Annotated in this window: 12 protein-coding genes and 1 rRNA gene; 7 read left to right on the top strand and 6 right to left on the bottom strand. The window is 60.9% G+C overall.

The window, feature by feature from the left end:
• Positions 1-16: 16 nt before the first annotated feature.
• Positions 17-128 (top strand): 5S ribosomal RNA (rrf, locus tag HHL22_RS23595).
• Positions 129-283: 155 nt separating this feature from the next.
• On the opposite strand, the gene pruA is transcribed toward rrf, so the two are convergent.
• The 4 genes from pruA to HHL22_RS23575 are packed head-to-tail and all read right to left on the bottom strand — an operon-like array spanning position 284 to position 3,405.
• Positions 284-1,951: an L-glutamate gamma-semialdehyde dehydrogenase gene (gene pruA / locus HHL22_RS23590; protein ID WP_169533903.1), complete on the bottom strand. Its 1,668-nt coding sequence runs from the start codon at positions 1,949-1,951 to the stop codon at positions 284-286.
• Positions 1,952-1,969: 18 nt separating this feature from the next.
• The gene (locus tag HHL22_RS23585; protein WP_169533902.1) at positions 1,970-2,668 is read right to left on the bottom strand and encodes a YjjG family noncanonical pyrimidine nucleotidase; all 699 of its coding nucleotides are present in this window, start codon (positions 2,666-2,668) and stop codon (positions 1,970-1,972) included.
• Between the two features lie 8 nt (positions 2,669-2,676).
• On the bottom strand, positions 2,677-2,994 hold the full coding sequence (locus HHL22_RS23580) for a (2Fe-2S) ferredoxin domain-containing protein (protein WP_169533901.1): 318 nt from the start codon (positions 2,992-2,994) through the stop codon (positions 2,677-2,679).
• 12 nt (positions 2,995-3,006) lie between these two features.
• Entirely contained in the window at positions 3,007-3,405 is a 399-nt protein-coding gene (locus HHL22_RS23575; protein WP_169533900.1) for an ArsR/SmtB family transcription factor, read from the bottom strand.
• Between the two features lie 105 nt (positions 3,406-3,510).
• Here HHL22_RS23575 and HHL22_RS23570 point away from each other — a divergent pair, with 105 nt between their 5' ends.
• Both HHL22_RS23570 and HHL22_RS23565 read left to right on the top strand, forming a co-directional pair.
• Entirely contained in the window at positions 3,511-4,182 is a 672-nt protein-coding gene (locus HHL22_RS23570; protein ID WP_169533899.1) for a carboxypeptidase-like regulatory domain-containing protein, read from the top strand.
• 76 nt (positions 4,183-4,258) lie between these two features.
• A complete protein-coding gene (locus HHL22_RS23565; protein WP_169533898.1) occupies positions 4,259-5,647 on the top strand; it encodes an NAD(P)/FAD-dependent oxidoreductase in 1,389 nt (462 codons plus the stop codon).
• 115 nt (positions 5,648-5,762) lie between these two features.
• Here HHL22_RS23565 and HHL22_RS23560 read toward each other — a convergent pair whose 3' ends face one another.
• Positions 5,763-7,184, bottom strand: coding sequence for an NADH-quinone oxidoreductase subunit N (locus HHL22_RS23560; RefSeq protein WP_169533897.1), 1,422 nt, complete (start codon positions 7,182-7,184; stop codon positions 5,763-5,765).
• Between the two features lie 140 nt (positions 7,185-7,324).
• Entirely contained in the window at positions 7,325-8,800 is a 1,476-nt protein-coding gene (locus HHL22_RS23555; protein WP_169533896.1) for a complex I subunit 4 family protein, read from the bottom strand.
• 163 nt (positions 8,801-8,963) lie between these two features.
• On the opposite strand from HHL22_RS23555, the gene HHL22_RS23550 reads away from it, so the two are divergent.
• The 4 genes from HHL22_RS23550 (at position 8,964) to selD (ending at position 13,107) form a co-directional block, all read left to right on the top strand.
• Positions 8,964-10,400, top strand: a complete 1,437-nt coding sequence (locus HHL22_RS23550; RefSeq protein WP_169533895.1) for an APC family permease — start codon at positions 8,964-8,966, stop codon at positions 10,398-10,400.
• 136 nt (positions 10,401-10,536) lie between these two features.
• Positions 10,537-11,607, top strand: coding sequence for a tRNA 2-selenouridine(34) synthase MnmH (gene mnmH, locus HHL22_RS23545; protein ID WP_169533894.1), 1,071 nt, complete (start codon positions 10,537-10,539; stop codon positions 11,605-11,607).
• Positions 11,570-11,959, top strand: a complete 390-nt coding sequence (locus HHL22_RS23540) for a VOC family protein (RefSeq protein ID WP_169533893.1) — start codon at positions 11,570-11,572, stop codon at positions 11,957-11,959. The genes mnmH and HHL22_RS23540 overlap by 38 nt, the downstream gene beginning before the upstream one ends.
• A gap of 92 nt (positions 11,960-12,051) precedes the next feature.
• Positions 12,052-13,107 carry a selenide, water dikinase SelD gene (gene selD, locus HHL22_RS23535; protein WP_169533892.1) on the top strand — a complete coding sequence of 352 codons (1,056 nt, stop codon included), beginning with the start codon at positions 12,052-12,054 and terminating at the stop codon, positions 13,105-13,107.
• Positions 13,108-13,290: the final 183 nt, after the last annotated feature.

Raw genomic sequence — 13,290 nt, 5'->3', positions numbered from 1 at the left:
CGTAATCAACGCCAGCAATGGTGGCTTTAGCCCGGGTGTTCACCTCTTCCCATTCCGAACAGAGCCGTTAAGCCCCGGTGCGCCTATGGTACTGCCTTCACCGGTGGGAGAGTCGGTCGCCGCCAACTTTATTGTAAACCCAGATGCTTTCATCAGCGTCTGGGTTTTTGCTTTTTCGAATTAACACAGCAATAGCTTATGAGCGGATTGCTATGATAATCAGTTATAACTAAAAAGGCCCATTGCATAGCGCAATGGGCCTTTTTAGTATCATCAGTTCGTATCAGAACCCGCCTTTATCTAAGTTTAAATCTTCTTTGGGCTCGGCGCCCATAAAAGGATAAGGGTAGGCAGTAGGTGGATTGAATGTTTCTTTGATGGCGCGGGCAGAAGTCCAACGTAGCAAGTTAAGGTGAGAACCGGCCTTATCATTGGTGCCGGAGGCACGGGCACCACCGAATGGCTGCTGGCCGACTACTGCGCCGGTAGGCTTATCATTAATATAGAAATTGCCAGCTGCATTTACCAAACGCTGGGTAGCTAAGTCGATTGAGTATCGGTCTTGTGAAAAGATAGCGCCAGTTAGGGCGTAAGGAGAAGTTTGGTCAACTAAATCTAGGGTTTGCTCAAACTTGTCTGCTTCGTATGTGTAAACCGTGACGACTGGGCCGAATAGCTCGTCGCACATAGTAGTGTACCTAGGGTCCTTGGCTAGGATAATAGTAGGAGCGATGAAGTAACCTTTAGATTTGTCGTAGGTGCCACCGGCAATTATTTCGGCGTCGGGCGACTGATGGGCACCGTCAATATAGCGGGCTAGCTTGTCGAAACTGCGCTCGTCGATGACAGCATTAACGAAATTGTTGAAGTTCTCAACATCACCCATGTTGATGCTGGCTAGGTCTTGCTTGACGTGCTCAAGAATTTCGTCGGCTAGATTGCTAGGGAGATAGACACGAGAGGCGGCAGAACACTTTTGGCCTTGAAACTCGAAGGCACCGCGCGTGATAGCAGTGCTAACCGCTTTGGCGTGAGCGGACGGGTGGGCCAGAATAAAGTCCTTGCCGCCGGTTTCACCTACGATGCGGGGGTAGCTGCGGTAGCGGTGAATGTTTTGTCCAATCTCCTGCCAGATGGTTTGGAATACCTTGGTAGAGCCGGTGAAGTGAATGCCGGCAAAGTCGCGATGCTTAAATATGATGTCGCCAGCTACGGGACCGTCAACGTAAATTAGATTGATAACACCGGTGGGCAATCCTGCTTCCAGGAAAAGCTCCATGAGTACTTGGGCAGAGTACACTTGGGTGTAGGCTGGCTTCCAGACAACTACATTGCCCATAATGGCGGCGCTGGTGGGTAGATTGCCGGCGATGGAAGTGAAGTTGAAAGGGGTGAGAGCAAATACGAAACCCTCGAGCGCTCGGTACTCTAAGCGGTTCCACATGCCAGGTGCCGATTGAGGCTGCTGGCGGTAGATTTCCTGCATGAAATACGCGTTGAAGCGCAGGAAGTCGATAAGCTCGCAAGCAGCGTCGATTTCAGCTTGAAAGGCATTTTTGCTTTGGCCAAGCATCGTGGCCGCGTTGAGGCGGGCGCGGTAGGGGCCAGCAAGCAAGTCGGCGGCTTTCAGAAAAATGGCCGCACGCTCTTGCCAAGGTAGGGCGCTCCAAGCAGGGCGGGCAGCTAGCGCCGCGTCGATGGCTTGGGTAACATGCTGAGCGTCGCCTTCGTGGAAATGCCCTAGGGTATGCTGGTGGTCGTGGGGCGGAGCTAGGCGAATGGTGCGGCCGGTGCGCACCTGCTCGGCACCGATGTACATCGGGATATCTACCTGCTGGCTTTTAAGGTCAGCGAGGGCTTTTTTTAATTCGGCGCGCTCGGGAGAACCAGGCGCGTAGCCCTTTACGGGTTCGTTGAGAGGCTCGGGGACGCGAAAAAAAGCGTTGGACATGTAAGGGAAGAAAGTAAATTAGAGGAACGTGCGCAACTCATCGAGGCTGCTGATTTCGTAAGTTGTTTGAACGAAATGACGGCGCTTACCGGGATTGAAGTAGACTTGGTCAATACCCGCGTTATAGGCCCCTAGGACATCGCATTCGAGGTTGTCACCAATCATGAGGCTTTCGGCTGCCGTAGCCTCCGTGCGCTCTAGCGCGTGGGCAAACATGCGCGGGTCGGGCTTGAGGCAGCCGCTGGTTTCGGAAGTAATAACTTCCTCGAAGTAATCGGTTAGCTTGGATGAGGCCAGCTTGATGTGCTGCACGTCCTCGAAGCCGTTGGTAATGAGATGCAAGTGGTAGCCCTTGCTTTTCAAGTAGTTGAGTGCCTCGTGGGTATGCGGAAAAACAGCCGACTTGTGCGGTAGAATGCTCGTGAAGCGGGCTGAGATATCGGCGGGCAGGTCGGCCTCGGCCACGCCGAGCTTAGTAAGCGTGCGCACAAAGCGAATGTCACGCAGCTGCTGCTGGCCGATTTTGTTAGCCTGGTACAGGCGCCAAAGCGCGTGGTTGACCTCGTTGTAGCGAGCCGTGAACTGAGGCAGCGTGAAGGTGCCGTGGCGCGCTAGCTCGTAGTCGTGAAACAGCTGGTGTAGTGTTTCGGTAGCGTTGGTTTCGAAATCCCAGAGCGTGTGGTCGAGGTCGAAGAAAAGATGACGGTAGACTTTCATAAGCTAGGTTACTCGTCCTTTAGCAACAGGTCGGGTAGGGCGGGGCCGCCGGCCAGGTGCTGCACGAGGGCAGCCGCGTCTTTGGGGCGCACGTCGCCGTATACTTCGCCTTCCGGATACACGATAAGGGCGGCGCCAGACCCTTTTTTACAGTGCTTGCAAAGGTCGAGGCAGTTGCAAGTCTGGATGCGGGTGCTGACTTTCTCGCCGCTGAAGAAGATTTTTTTAACGCCCTGCGCTTTCAACTCCTTTTTGAGGGCTTTCACCACGTCTTCTCCGACGCCGGACTTTTGATTGGTACACACGAATAAACGGCGCTGCGGCATAGCTAACTGGCATTAAGCGGGCTGCGTAGGAGGCAGCCAGCGGCGGTTTTGAATTTTATAGGCGGCCAGCTCGCGGTTCGACCACAGGGTTTGGTACACCTGCTGGTCGCGCACCAGCTGCTGGTCACGCTCCATGAGCGTTAGTAACTGCTGAAGAAAGTCGGCGGTTTCCTCCTTCAGAAAGTAAAACATCCAGTTGTCGAGGCGACGCACGCCCACTAGGCCCGCATTTTTAAGGTAAGCCAGCTGACGCGAGGTTTTTGTTTGCGTGAAATCAAGCACTTGCTCTAAGTCGCCGACCACCATTTCCTTGTTGCGCCACAGCAGATGCAGCAGGCGCACGCGGCTTTCGTCGCCTAGGGCCTTAAAAACTTGCTGGCCAAATGCAACCGAGAAATGTTTTAAGCGCATCTGACGTTGAGAACCTTTACCGTGGCGAAGCTGGCTCAAAAGTACGGCCGCTGGGGCGGGCATTTTCGTATCTTTGCTAAGGGGCTACCGGGCCTCGCTCATGCCGTGAATAAAAGTCGTTTTTTGGCGCTTTTAAGCCTGATTTTGCTAGCTGGCTGGCTAGCTGCGCCCCACGCTCAGGCCCAGGGTAGCCGCCGGGTAATTCAGTTTACGGGCATTGTGGCGAGCGGCGATAGCCTGCTGGGCGTGCCCGGCGCCTCCATCTACGTGCCCAAGGCTGGGCGCGGTACCGTTTCCAACGTTTACGGCTACTTTTCGATGCCAGTACTAGCCGGCGACAGCATCATATTTCGGTCGCTGGGCTACCGCAACCAGAGTATTGTTATTCCGGCCGACTACCAGCGCCAGAGCTTTTCGGTGCTTATTAACTTGAAGGAGGATGCTACGGTATTGCCCGAAGTGCGCGTATTTCCTTACGCGACCGAGCGGGATTTTAAGCGCGCTTTCCTAGCCCTCAAACTGCCTGATGAGCGGGGCACAGCCACTACCGACAACCTGAACGAGCAGATGATGCGGCGCATCTTTAATGCCACGCCGGTGGGGCCAATGGCGAATTACCGCCAGACGATGGCCCAGCAGCAGTATGACTACGACCGGCGCATGGGCGTCGCGCCTAATCCCTACAGCAACAACCCGTTGCTGAACCCCTTCAGCTGGCTGCAGCTAGTGAAGCAGGTGAAAAACGGGGAGTTTAAGCGGAAAGATGATGACGACTAGCCTGGCGCGGCAATAACCTGCCACTGGGTTTTGGGGTAAAGCGAAAGCGGCAACTCAGCCGCTTTTTGCTTTTGGTATGGATACAAATATTCCAGTTTCGGGTAAGCCGCGGGTGGTGATAGTGGGCTGCGGCTTTGGGGGCCTGCGCCTGGCCCAAAAACTAGCCGACGCGCCGGTGCAGGTAGTAGTGGTCGACCGCAATAACTACCACAACTTTCAGCCGCTGCTATACCAGGTGGCGACGGGGGCGCTGGAGGCTGACAGTATTGCGTACCCGATTCGGAAGATATTTGAAGGGCAGCAAAATTTCTTCTACCGCATGGCCGACGTGCGGGGCCTGGACCCGCAGCAAAACCTGATTAGCACCAACGTGGGCGACATTCGCTACGACTACCTGGTGCTGGCGACAGGCTCGCTCACCAACTTCTTCGGCATCAAGAGTATCGAGGAAAATGCGATGCAAATTAAGAGTATTCCAAACGCTTTGAACGTGCGGAGCTACATCTTCCAGAACCTGGAGCAGGCTTTGCTGGAGGACGATGCCGTGCGCAAGCAGGCACTGCTGAACATTGTGGTAGTGGGCGGCGGGCCCACGGGCGTGGAAATCAGCGGCTCACTGGCCGAGATGCGCAATAAGGTGCTGCCGAAAGACTACCCGGAGCTGGATTTTCAGCAGATGCAAATCTTTATTGTGGAGGCGGCCGGCGCGCTACTGGGGCCGATGTCGCAGGCATCGCAGGCTGATGCCAAGGAGTATTTGGAGGCCCTAGGGGTGCAGGTGAAGCTGAACACCGCCATCAAGCACTACGAGGATGACAAGGCGTACTACTCAGATAATGACTACATTCCGACGGCTACCCTGATATGGGCAGCCGGCGTGAACGGCGCCGTAGTGCCGGGCCTGCCCGACGCGGCCGTGGCGCACAATAAGCGCGTGAACGTGAACAAGTGGAACCTGGTGGAGGGCCAGCAGAATATCTTCGCCATCGGCGACTTGGCTCAGATGGTGACCGACGAGATGCCCAAGGGCCTGCCGATGCTGGCCCCGGTGGCGCTGCAGCAGGCCGATTTGCTGGCTGAAAACATTCAGCGGCTGCTGCGCCAGGAAGCGCCCAAGGAGTTTAGCTACTTCAACAAGGGCGTGATGGCGATTGTGAGCCGCAACAAGGCGGTGGTAGACTTGCCGAAGGGCATTCACTACCGCGGCTTCCTGGGGTGGCTGACGTGGCTATTCATTCACCTCATCCTGCTAGTGGGCTTCCGCAACAAGGTGGTGGCGCTGGTGGACTGGGCCTTCAGCTACTTCAGCACCAATCAGGCGCTGCGCCTGATTATCCGGCCCTTCACCCGTAAGCAGATGAAGGACGACCGGGGCAAGCGCTCGGCCGAGCAGGCTACGGCCACGGCGAGCTATAACCCCACGCCGCCCGCGATTCAAGAGGAGGCGCAACCGGCCCTAGGGTAGCTACGCAGCGGTAAGGGACTTGAAGAGAGGCGCGAGCAGTAGCTATAAATAGGAAAGGCCGGCGCTGTGCGCCGGCCTTTCTTGGTAGCAAGGGGCCTAAGGAAGCTAGCGCCAGCTACAGCAAGCCGCTGACCAAGCCGGGCAGAATACCGAGCGCCAGAGTTAGGAGCACTAGCACGACTAGCGTAACCGACTGGAAGCTATCAACTTCGATGGGGGCGGTGCCGGGCTCAGCGGGGCTAAAATACATGGCAATAACCGGCCGCAGGTAGTAGTAGATGCCCACCATGCTCATGACCACGGCAAACACGACCAAGCCAATGTAGCCCTGGCTTGCTACGGCGGTGAAGAGGAAAAACTTGCCAAAAAAGCCCCCCGTGAGCGGAATGCCGGCCAGCGAGAGCATAGCCACCGTGAAAGCAAAGGCCAGCAGCGGATTGGTACGGGCCAGGCCCGCCAAGCCCGCGTAGTCTTCGCGCTGGCGCTGGTCGGCCACCAGCTTCAGCACGCCGAAGGCGGCCACCGTGGCCACCGAGTAAGCCAGGCTGTAGAAGAAGATGCCCTGGGCGGCGGGGCCGCTGAGCTGCCCGCGCCCGGCCACAAGGCCCAGCAGCAGGTAGCCAGCGTGGCTGACGCTGGAATAAGCCAGCATGCGCTTGGCGCTGGTTTGGAAGGTGGCGCTAACGTTGCCGAGCAGCAGCGTGAGCACGCACATGGCCACGATAGTGGGCAGCCACACGGGGCTGGCGGCGGGCAGCGCCACCACTAGCAGCTTGAGGAACGCGGCGAAACCGGCCGTTTTCACCACCGTGCTCATAAAGGCGGTGAAGAAGGTGGGAGCACCTTCGTACACGTCGGGCGTCCAGAAGTGGAAGGGCGCGGCCGATACCTTGAAGCCAATGCCGATGAGCATGAGCAGCACACCAATGTAAAGCATGGGCTGCAGGCTGGCGTTGGTGGGGGAGGCAATGGCCTGGGCCATTTCGGCGAGGCGGAAGGTGCCGGTGGCGCCGTAGAGCAGGGCTAGGCCGAAGAGCAGGATGCCAGTGGCAAACGAGCCTTGCAGGAAGTACTTGAGGGCCGCCTCGTTGGAGCGCACGTTGCGCTTGTCGGAGCCCGCCAGCACGTACATGCTGATGCTCAGCACCTCAATGCCCACAAACAGCATGAGCAGGTGGTTGTAGCCAATCATCATGATGGCGCCTACCAGCGAAAACAGCAGCAGCGAGTAGTACTCAGCCAGGTTGGGCTCGCCCAGGCGCACGTAGGAGCGCGAGAAGGGCAGCAGCACCAGGGCCGTGAGCAGTACGATGCCGCTGAACGCTACCGAGTAGTTATCGACCGTGAGCATGTCGGCCACGTAGGGCGAGGCCAGCATGCCGCTGAGGCTGCCCGCGTGGTTCCAGTCGAGCAGATTGACGCCGAAGATGAGCGCCAGCACCACCAGCATGAGCGTGAGCAGCAGGCGGTTGGAGCGCAGGAATCCTAAAAACAGGTTTAGGATGCCGTAGATGGACAGGAGGACGATGGGGAGCATACTGTTTAGCTGTTAGCTATTAGCTGCTAGCTGTTAGCTTTTTACCTTAGTCAGCAACGCCATTACCAGCGGTTGCCTTTGCTTTCAACTTGTACTGAAAAGCTACTAGCTAGCAGCTAGTAGCCAACAGCTAAGAAAATCTACCGCGTAGCCAGCAGCAGAATCTGGTTGATGGCGGGCTCGGAGAAGTGCAGGAAGGTGGCCGGGTAGAGGCCCAGCCAGAACACGGCCAGTACCAGCGGCACGAACATGAACAACTCCTTACCGCTGAGGTCGGTCATGGTATCGGAGTAGGTCGAATCGGGCCCGAGCATGGTGCGCTGAAACAAGCGCAGCAAGTACACGGCCGAGAAGATGATGGTGAGGCCCGCTACGGCGCCCGCCCAGGCGCTGTACTGGTACACGCCCATCAGCAGCAGGAACTCGCCCACGAAGCCGCCGGTGAGGGGCAGCGCCACGGTGCTCAGCAGCATTACGAGGAACACCACGCTGAGCAGCGGCGTGCGGCGGGTGAGGCCCCCTAGGTCAGGCAAGTAGCGCGAGCCGGTGCGGCGCTCAATGGCGTCGGCCACCAGAAACATACCCACCACGTTGACGCCGTGGGCCAGCATTTGCACCACTACGCCTTGCAGGCCGGTAATTTTGAGCGAGAACACGCCGGCTGCCATTAGGCCCACGTGCGAGAGCGAGGAGTAGGCGATGAGGCGCTTCATATCGCGCTGCCGAATGGCGATGATGGCCCCGTAGACAATGCCGATAATGGCCAGCACCATGATGAGCTTTTGCCACTGCGAGGTGCCTAGGGGCACTACCGGCAGCAGCCAGCGCAGGCAGCCGTAGATGCCCATCTTGAGCATGATGCCCGAAAGCAGCATAGTAGCCGGCGCCGGCGACTCGGTGTACGTGTCGGGCTGCCAGGTGTGGAAGGGGAAGATGGGCATCTTCACGGCGAAGGCGGCGAAGATGAGCCAGAACACCCAGCTTTGCTCGGACGCGCTGAGCTTGAGGCTCATAAAGGCCCCTAGGTCGGCGGAGTGCGCGGCCAGCGAACCAGCGGCGGGCCCGGTTTGCAGGTACAGGTACACGAAGCCGGCCAGCATAAACAGCGAGCCCACGATGGTGTACAAGAAGAACTTAAACGTGATTTGGATGCGGCGCTCGGCGCGGCTCCAGGCGCCGGCCAGGAAGTAAATCGGGATAAGAGCGACTTCCCAGAAGAAGTAAAACAAAAAGGCGTCGAGCGAGGTGAACACCCCTAGGAGGCCGGTTTGCATAAACAGCACCAGGGCGTAGAACGCGCCGGGGTTTTCGTACTCCTCGTGCCGGAAGGCGGTGGCCAGCACGATGGGCACCAGAAAGCACGTGAGCAGCACCAGGCAGAGGCTCAAGCCGTCCATCCCCAGGTGGAAGGTGATGCCGGCCGACGGAATCCAGGACAGCTGCAGGCCCAGGGTGGCCGCATGGTTGTTTTGGGAGTAGGTGATGGCCGCGAAAACGGCGGCGGCCAGTTCCAGAAAGGCGGCTCCCAGGGCCAGGGTGCGGGCGGCGGGCCCTTTGGCAAAGTGCAGCAGCAGCGCCGCCACCAACGGGAAAAGAACGAGGAAAGCTGTCAGCATTAGCGCAAGCGGGGCAGGTGCGGCCGGAAGCCCGGCGCACCAAGCCGCGTAGTTGGGCGCAAACTTACGGCCTAGGCCGAAAAGGTAACGCGTGGCCCAAGCAGTTGGCGCCGTTAGTTTAGCGCGGCATCCAACTGCCACCACCCAAAGCCCGGCCTTCTATATGGACAGTTCAAGCACCGAAAAGGCCGCCGCCGGCCCCCGCCTCGCCCGGTCGCTGGGCGTGGGCACGGGCACGCTGCTCGTGGCCGGCGTCATTATTGGGTCGGGCGTGTTTAAGAAAATAGTGCCGCTGGCGCAAACGGGCCTGAGCGAGGAGTGGATTTTGGCGGCCTGGGTGGTGGCGGGGCTCATCACCATGGGCGGGGCCTTCAACCTGGCGGCCCTGGCGGCGCTCACCGAAGAGTCGGGCGGCGTGTATGAGTACCTGCGGCTGTCCTTCGGCAACTTTGCCTCCTTCCTCTTTGGCTGGACCGATTTCACCATCATCGGTTCGGCGTCGGTGGCGGCCCTAGGGTTCATTGTCGCCCAAACCGTGGCTAGCCTGCTGCCGCTGCCCAACCCGCTGCAGGCCTGGGCGCACGTTTCGCTGGGGGAGGTCGTGTACCCGTTCGCCGATTCGGGGGTTAAGCTGCTGGCGCTGGGCACCATATGCCTGCTAACGGGGGTGAACTACCGGGGCGTGGTGGCCGGCGGGTGGTTTAGCAACCTGTTTACCTCGGCCAAAATTCTGGGCTTGCTACTATTGATAGGGATGGGGCTGCTAGCCGTAGCGCCCGCCCCGGCAGCGCCTCCGGCCAGCGCCGCGCCGGTGGCGGCCAGCCAACCGGTTTTTTGGAGCGCGTTCTTCAGCGCGCTACTCAGCATTTTCTGGGCTTACGATGGCTGGGTGGATTTAACGTTCGTGACCGGAGAAATGAAAGACCCGGCGCGCAACGTGCCCCGGGCCATTATTGCCGGCGTCGGCATTGCCATTGGGCTCTACGTGCTGGTCAACTACGCCTATTTGCGCGTGCTGCTCCTGGCACAGCTCGCGGCGGTGGGCCCCAACGAGATTGGGGCGGCCGTGGTGGCTGGAGCGGCCCTAGGCCGCTGGGGCCAGGTGGGCGTCACCGTCCTCATCATAGTGAGCGTGCTGGGCACGCTCAACGCGGTGCTGCTCTCGCACAGCCGCATTTATTTTCGCATGGCGCAGGAGCGGTTTTTCTTCGCGCGGGCCGCGGTGGTGCATCCGCGCTACCGCACGCCCGCCGTGGCCCTGCTGTGCACGCTGGGCTGGAGCGCGCTGCTGGTCGTCACGGGCACGTTTGAGCAGCTAACAAATCTAGTCATCTTCGCCACCTTCCTTTTTCACGGTCTCACGGCGGCGGCCGTTCTCAAGCTGAAGCGGCAGGGGCGGCTGCCCGGCCCAGTGCGCGGCTACCCGGTGCTGCAAGTGGCGCTGCTGCTTTTTGCCCTGGCCCTGCTGCTCCACACGCTGCTCACCCAGCCCAAAGAGTCGCTGCTGGGCCTGGGCTTGATGGCCACCAGCCTGCCCTTTTATGCGTACTTCAAGCACCAGGCCCGGCCGGCCAGGGGGCTGGCTGACGCCATCAGTTGATGCCTGAACCGGCGCCGGCCAGCGGCGGGCCCTAGGGGCTCCTGGGTCTGCTTCGAGCCCGTTTTGGTTTCGGCGGCGCCAAAATGCCGGCTGCGCTGTTGTTCCTTTATGGCTACCCACTTAATTTAAGTTCTCCTTGCCCCGCCTCGCCCCACCCGATTTCCTGGCCACCGCCGACTACGGCCCCATCCTCGACGTGCGCGCCCCGGCCGAGTACGCCCAGGGCCACGTGCCGGGCGCGCTCAGTTTGCCGCTGTTTAGCGACGAGGAACGCGCCCGCATTGGCACCACTTACAAGCAAATAAACCCGGAGAAAGCGGTGCTGCTGGGCCTCGATTTTTTTGGGCCCAAGCTGCGGGGCATGGTCGAGCGCACCCAGAAGCTGGCCCCCGGCCGCCGGGTGCGCCTGCACTGCTGGCGCGGCGGCATGCGCAGCGGCGCCGTGCAGTGGCTATTGGAGCTGGGCGGCTTCGAGGTGCACCTGCTCGACAAAGGCTACAAGGACTACCGCCGCTGGGTGCTGGAAGAAATAGCCCGCCCGCGCCCGCTGCGGGTGCTGGGCGGCGCCACCGGCAGCGGCAAAACCACCGTGCTGCACGCCCTGGCCGCCGTCGGCCGGCCGGTGCTCGACCTGGAAGGGCTGGCCCACCACCAGGGCTCGTCGTTTGGGGGGCTGGGCCAACTGCCGCAGCCCACCCAGGAGCAGTTCGAGAACAACCTGGCCGCCGCCCTGGCCGCCCTGCCCCCCGGCCAGCCCGTGTGGGTAGAAGACGAGAGCCGTACCATCGGCCGACTGGCGGTGCCCGGCGGGCTGTTCGAGCAGTTGCGGGCCGCCCCTTTGCTGGTGCTGGAAGTACCTAGGGAAGCCCGCGTGCAATACCTAGCCGCCGACTACGGCCGCCACGACGCCGGCGAGCTGGCAGCGGCCGTGCTGCGCCTGCGCAAGCGCCTAGGGGGCCTGGTGACCAAAGAAGCCCTGGCCGCCATTGCCGAAGACGACACGCCCCGCATGGTGGAGCTGGTGCTAGCCTACTACGACAAAACCTACCTCCACGGCTTGGAAGGGCGCCCCGCCACCCGGGTGCCGGCCCTGGGCACCGAGGCCGCCGCTAACGCGGCCTTGGTGCTGGCGGCGGCCGACCACCTGCCAACCCCCGACCAAATCTCTTATGACCCCCAAGCTGCGGGTGGCCCGGCCCACCAATAACCTGGCTGCGCTGCGCCATTTCTACGTCGAGGGCCTAGGGCTCAGCGAGCTGTATAGCTTCACTGGGCACGGCGGCTTCGACGGGCTGATGGTGGGGCACCCGCAGGCGCCGTACCACCTAGAGTTTACGGCGCAGGCGGGCCACGCGGTGCCGCCCGCCCCGACGCCCGAAAACCTGCTCGTCTTTTACCTGCCCGAAGCTGCCGCCTGGCAAGCCGCCGTGGCGCGGCTGCAAGCGGCCGGCTACGCGCCCGTGCCGGCCCACAACCCGTATTGGGACCAGCAGGGCCTCACCTTCGAAGACCCCGACGGCTACCGCGTAGTGCTGCAGCGCGCTGCCTGGAGCTATTAAGCAAGCTTTTTTTCGTTGCCCTCCGCGTACCTCAGCGAAAACCACCGCGTACCTCAGCGGTAACTTCCAGAACAAGGCCATCCAGCAAACTAATGACGCTCCCCGAACCTATCCGCCTCACCCAGTACAGCCACGGCGCGGGCTGCGGCTGCAAAATCGCGCCCGCCGTGCTCGACAAAATCCTGCACAGCAGCCTGCCGCAGCCCCAGTACGACGACCTACTGGTGGGCAACGGCTCGCGTGACGACGCAGCCGTATATCGCCTGCCGGGCCAAGCCGGGCAGTGCGTCATCAGCACCACCGATTTCTTCATGCCCATCGTCGATGACCCCTACGACTTCGGGCGCATCGCCTCGGCCAACGCCATTTCCGACGTGTACGCCATGGGCGGCCGGCCGCTGCTGGCTATTGCGGTGCTGGGCTGGCCCATCGACAAGCTGGCGCCCGAAGTGGCCGCGCGCGTAACGGAAGGCGCCCGCGCCGTGTGCGCCGAGGCCGGTATTCCGCTGGCCGGCGGCCATAGCATCGACGCGCCCGAGCCTATTTTCGGGCTGGCCGTGACGGGCCTAGTGAGCGAGCAAAACCTCAAGCGCAACGACACCGCCACGGCCGGCTGCCGCCTCTACCTCACCAAGCCCCTAGGGGTAGGCATGCTCACGACGGCCCAAAAGCGCGGCCTGCTGCGCCCCGAAGATGCCGACGTGGCCCCCGCCCAAATGCGCCAGCTCAACAAAATCGGGGCCGAGCTGGGCGAAATCGCTGGCATCCGGGCTATGACCGACGTAACGGGCTTCGGCTTGCTGGGCCACCTGGCCGAAGTGTGCGAGGGTAGTGATTTGCAGGCCGTTATCAACTACTACGACGTGCCGCGCCTGCCCCAGGCCGAGCGCTATCTCGCGCAGGGCTGCGTGCCCGGCGGCACGGGGCGCAACTTCCAAAGCTACGGCCACAAGATTGGCCCCCTCACCGACGAGCAGCGCGACTACCTCTGCGACCCCCAAACTTCGGGCGGCCTGCTGGTGTGCGTCGAGCCGGGCCCGGCCGAAGCGGCAGCGCAGGCCGTTTTCGCCCGTCATGGCCTGAACATCAGCAGTTTTGGCGAGCTGCGCGCCCCTAGGGCCGGCCAGCCGTGGGTGGTAGTGGAGTAAGGAATTTGTGTAAACAGGCGGTCATGCTGAGCTTGCCGAAGCATCTCTACTGCGTAACTAGGAGGTGTTAACAGTCTAGGGTATGTTTGGGTATGGAATACCTGTTGACGGACGCGCAGTGGACGCGGATTGCCCCGCTGCTTCCAGGTCGGGAAGGGTGCAAGGGTGGACGCGGGCAAGACA

It is taken from the genome of Hymenobacter polaris, from assembly GCF_012927305.1.
Classification (GTDB): domain Bacteria; phylum Bacteroidota; class Bacteroidia; order Cytophagales; family Hymenobacteraceae; genus Hymenobacter; species Hymenobacter polaris.
This window is presented reverse-complemented; position numbering and strand designations above follow the sequence as displayed.

What these genes read in the sequence shown, in the direction of transcription:
- pruA (WP_169533903.1), bottom strand. Translation starts at nt 1,951, where the DNA reads ATGTCCAACGCTTTTTTTCGCGTCCCCGAGCCTCTCAACGAACCCGTA.
- HHL22_RS23585 (WP_169533902.1), bottom strand. Translation starts at nt 2,668, where the DNA reads ATGAAAGTCTACCGTCATCTTTTCTTCGACCTCGACCACACGCTCTGG.
- HHL22_RS23580 (WP_169533901.1), bottom strand. Translation starts at nt 2,994, where the DNA reads ATGCCGCAGCGCCGTTTATTCGTGTGTACCAATCAAAAGTCCGGCGTC.
- HHL22_RS23575 (WP_169533900.1), bottom strand. Translation starts at nt 3,405, where the DNA reads ATGCGCTTAAAACATTTCTCGGTTGCATTTGGCCAGCAAGTTTTTAAG.
- HHL22_RS23565 (WP_169533898.1), top strand. Translation starts at nt 4,259, where the DNA reads ATGGATACAAATATTCCAGTTTCGGGTAAGCCGCGGGTGGTGATAGTG.
- HHL22_RS23560 (WP_169533897.1), bottom strand. Translation starts at nt 7,184, where the DNA reads ATGCTCCCCATCGTCCTCCTGTCCATCTACGGCATCCTAAACCTGTTT.
- HHL22_RS23555 (WP_169533896.1), bottom strand. Translation starts at nt 8,800, where the DNA reads ATGCTGACAGCTTTCCTCGTTCTTTTCCCGTTGGTGGCGGCGCTGCTG.
- HHL22_RS23550 (WP_169533895.1), top strand. Translation starts at nt 8,964, where the DNA reads ATGGACAGTTCAAGCACCGAAAAGGCCGCCGCCGGCCCCCGCCTCGCC.
- HHL22_RS23540 (WP_169533893.1), top strand. Translation starts at nt 11,570, where the DNA reads ATGACCCCCAAGCTGCGGGTGGCCCGGCCCACCAATAACCTGGCTGCG.
- selD (WP_169533892.1), top strand. Translation starts at nt 12,052, where the DNA reads ATGACGCTCCCCGAACCTATCCGCCTCACCCAGTACAGCCACGGCGCG.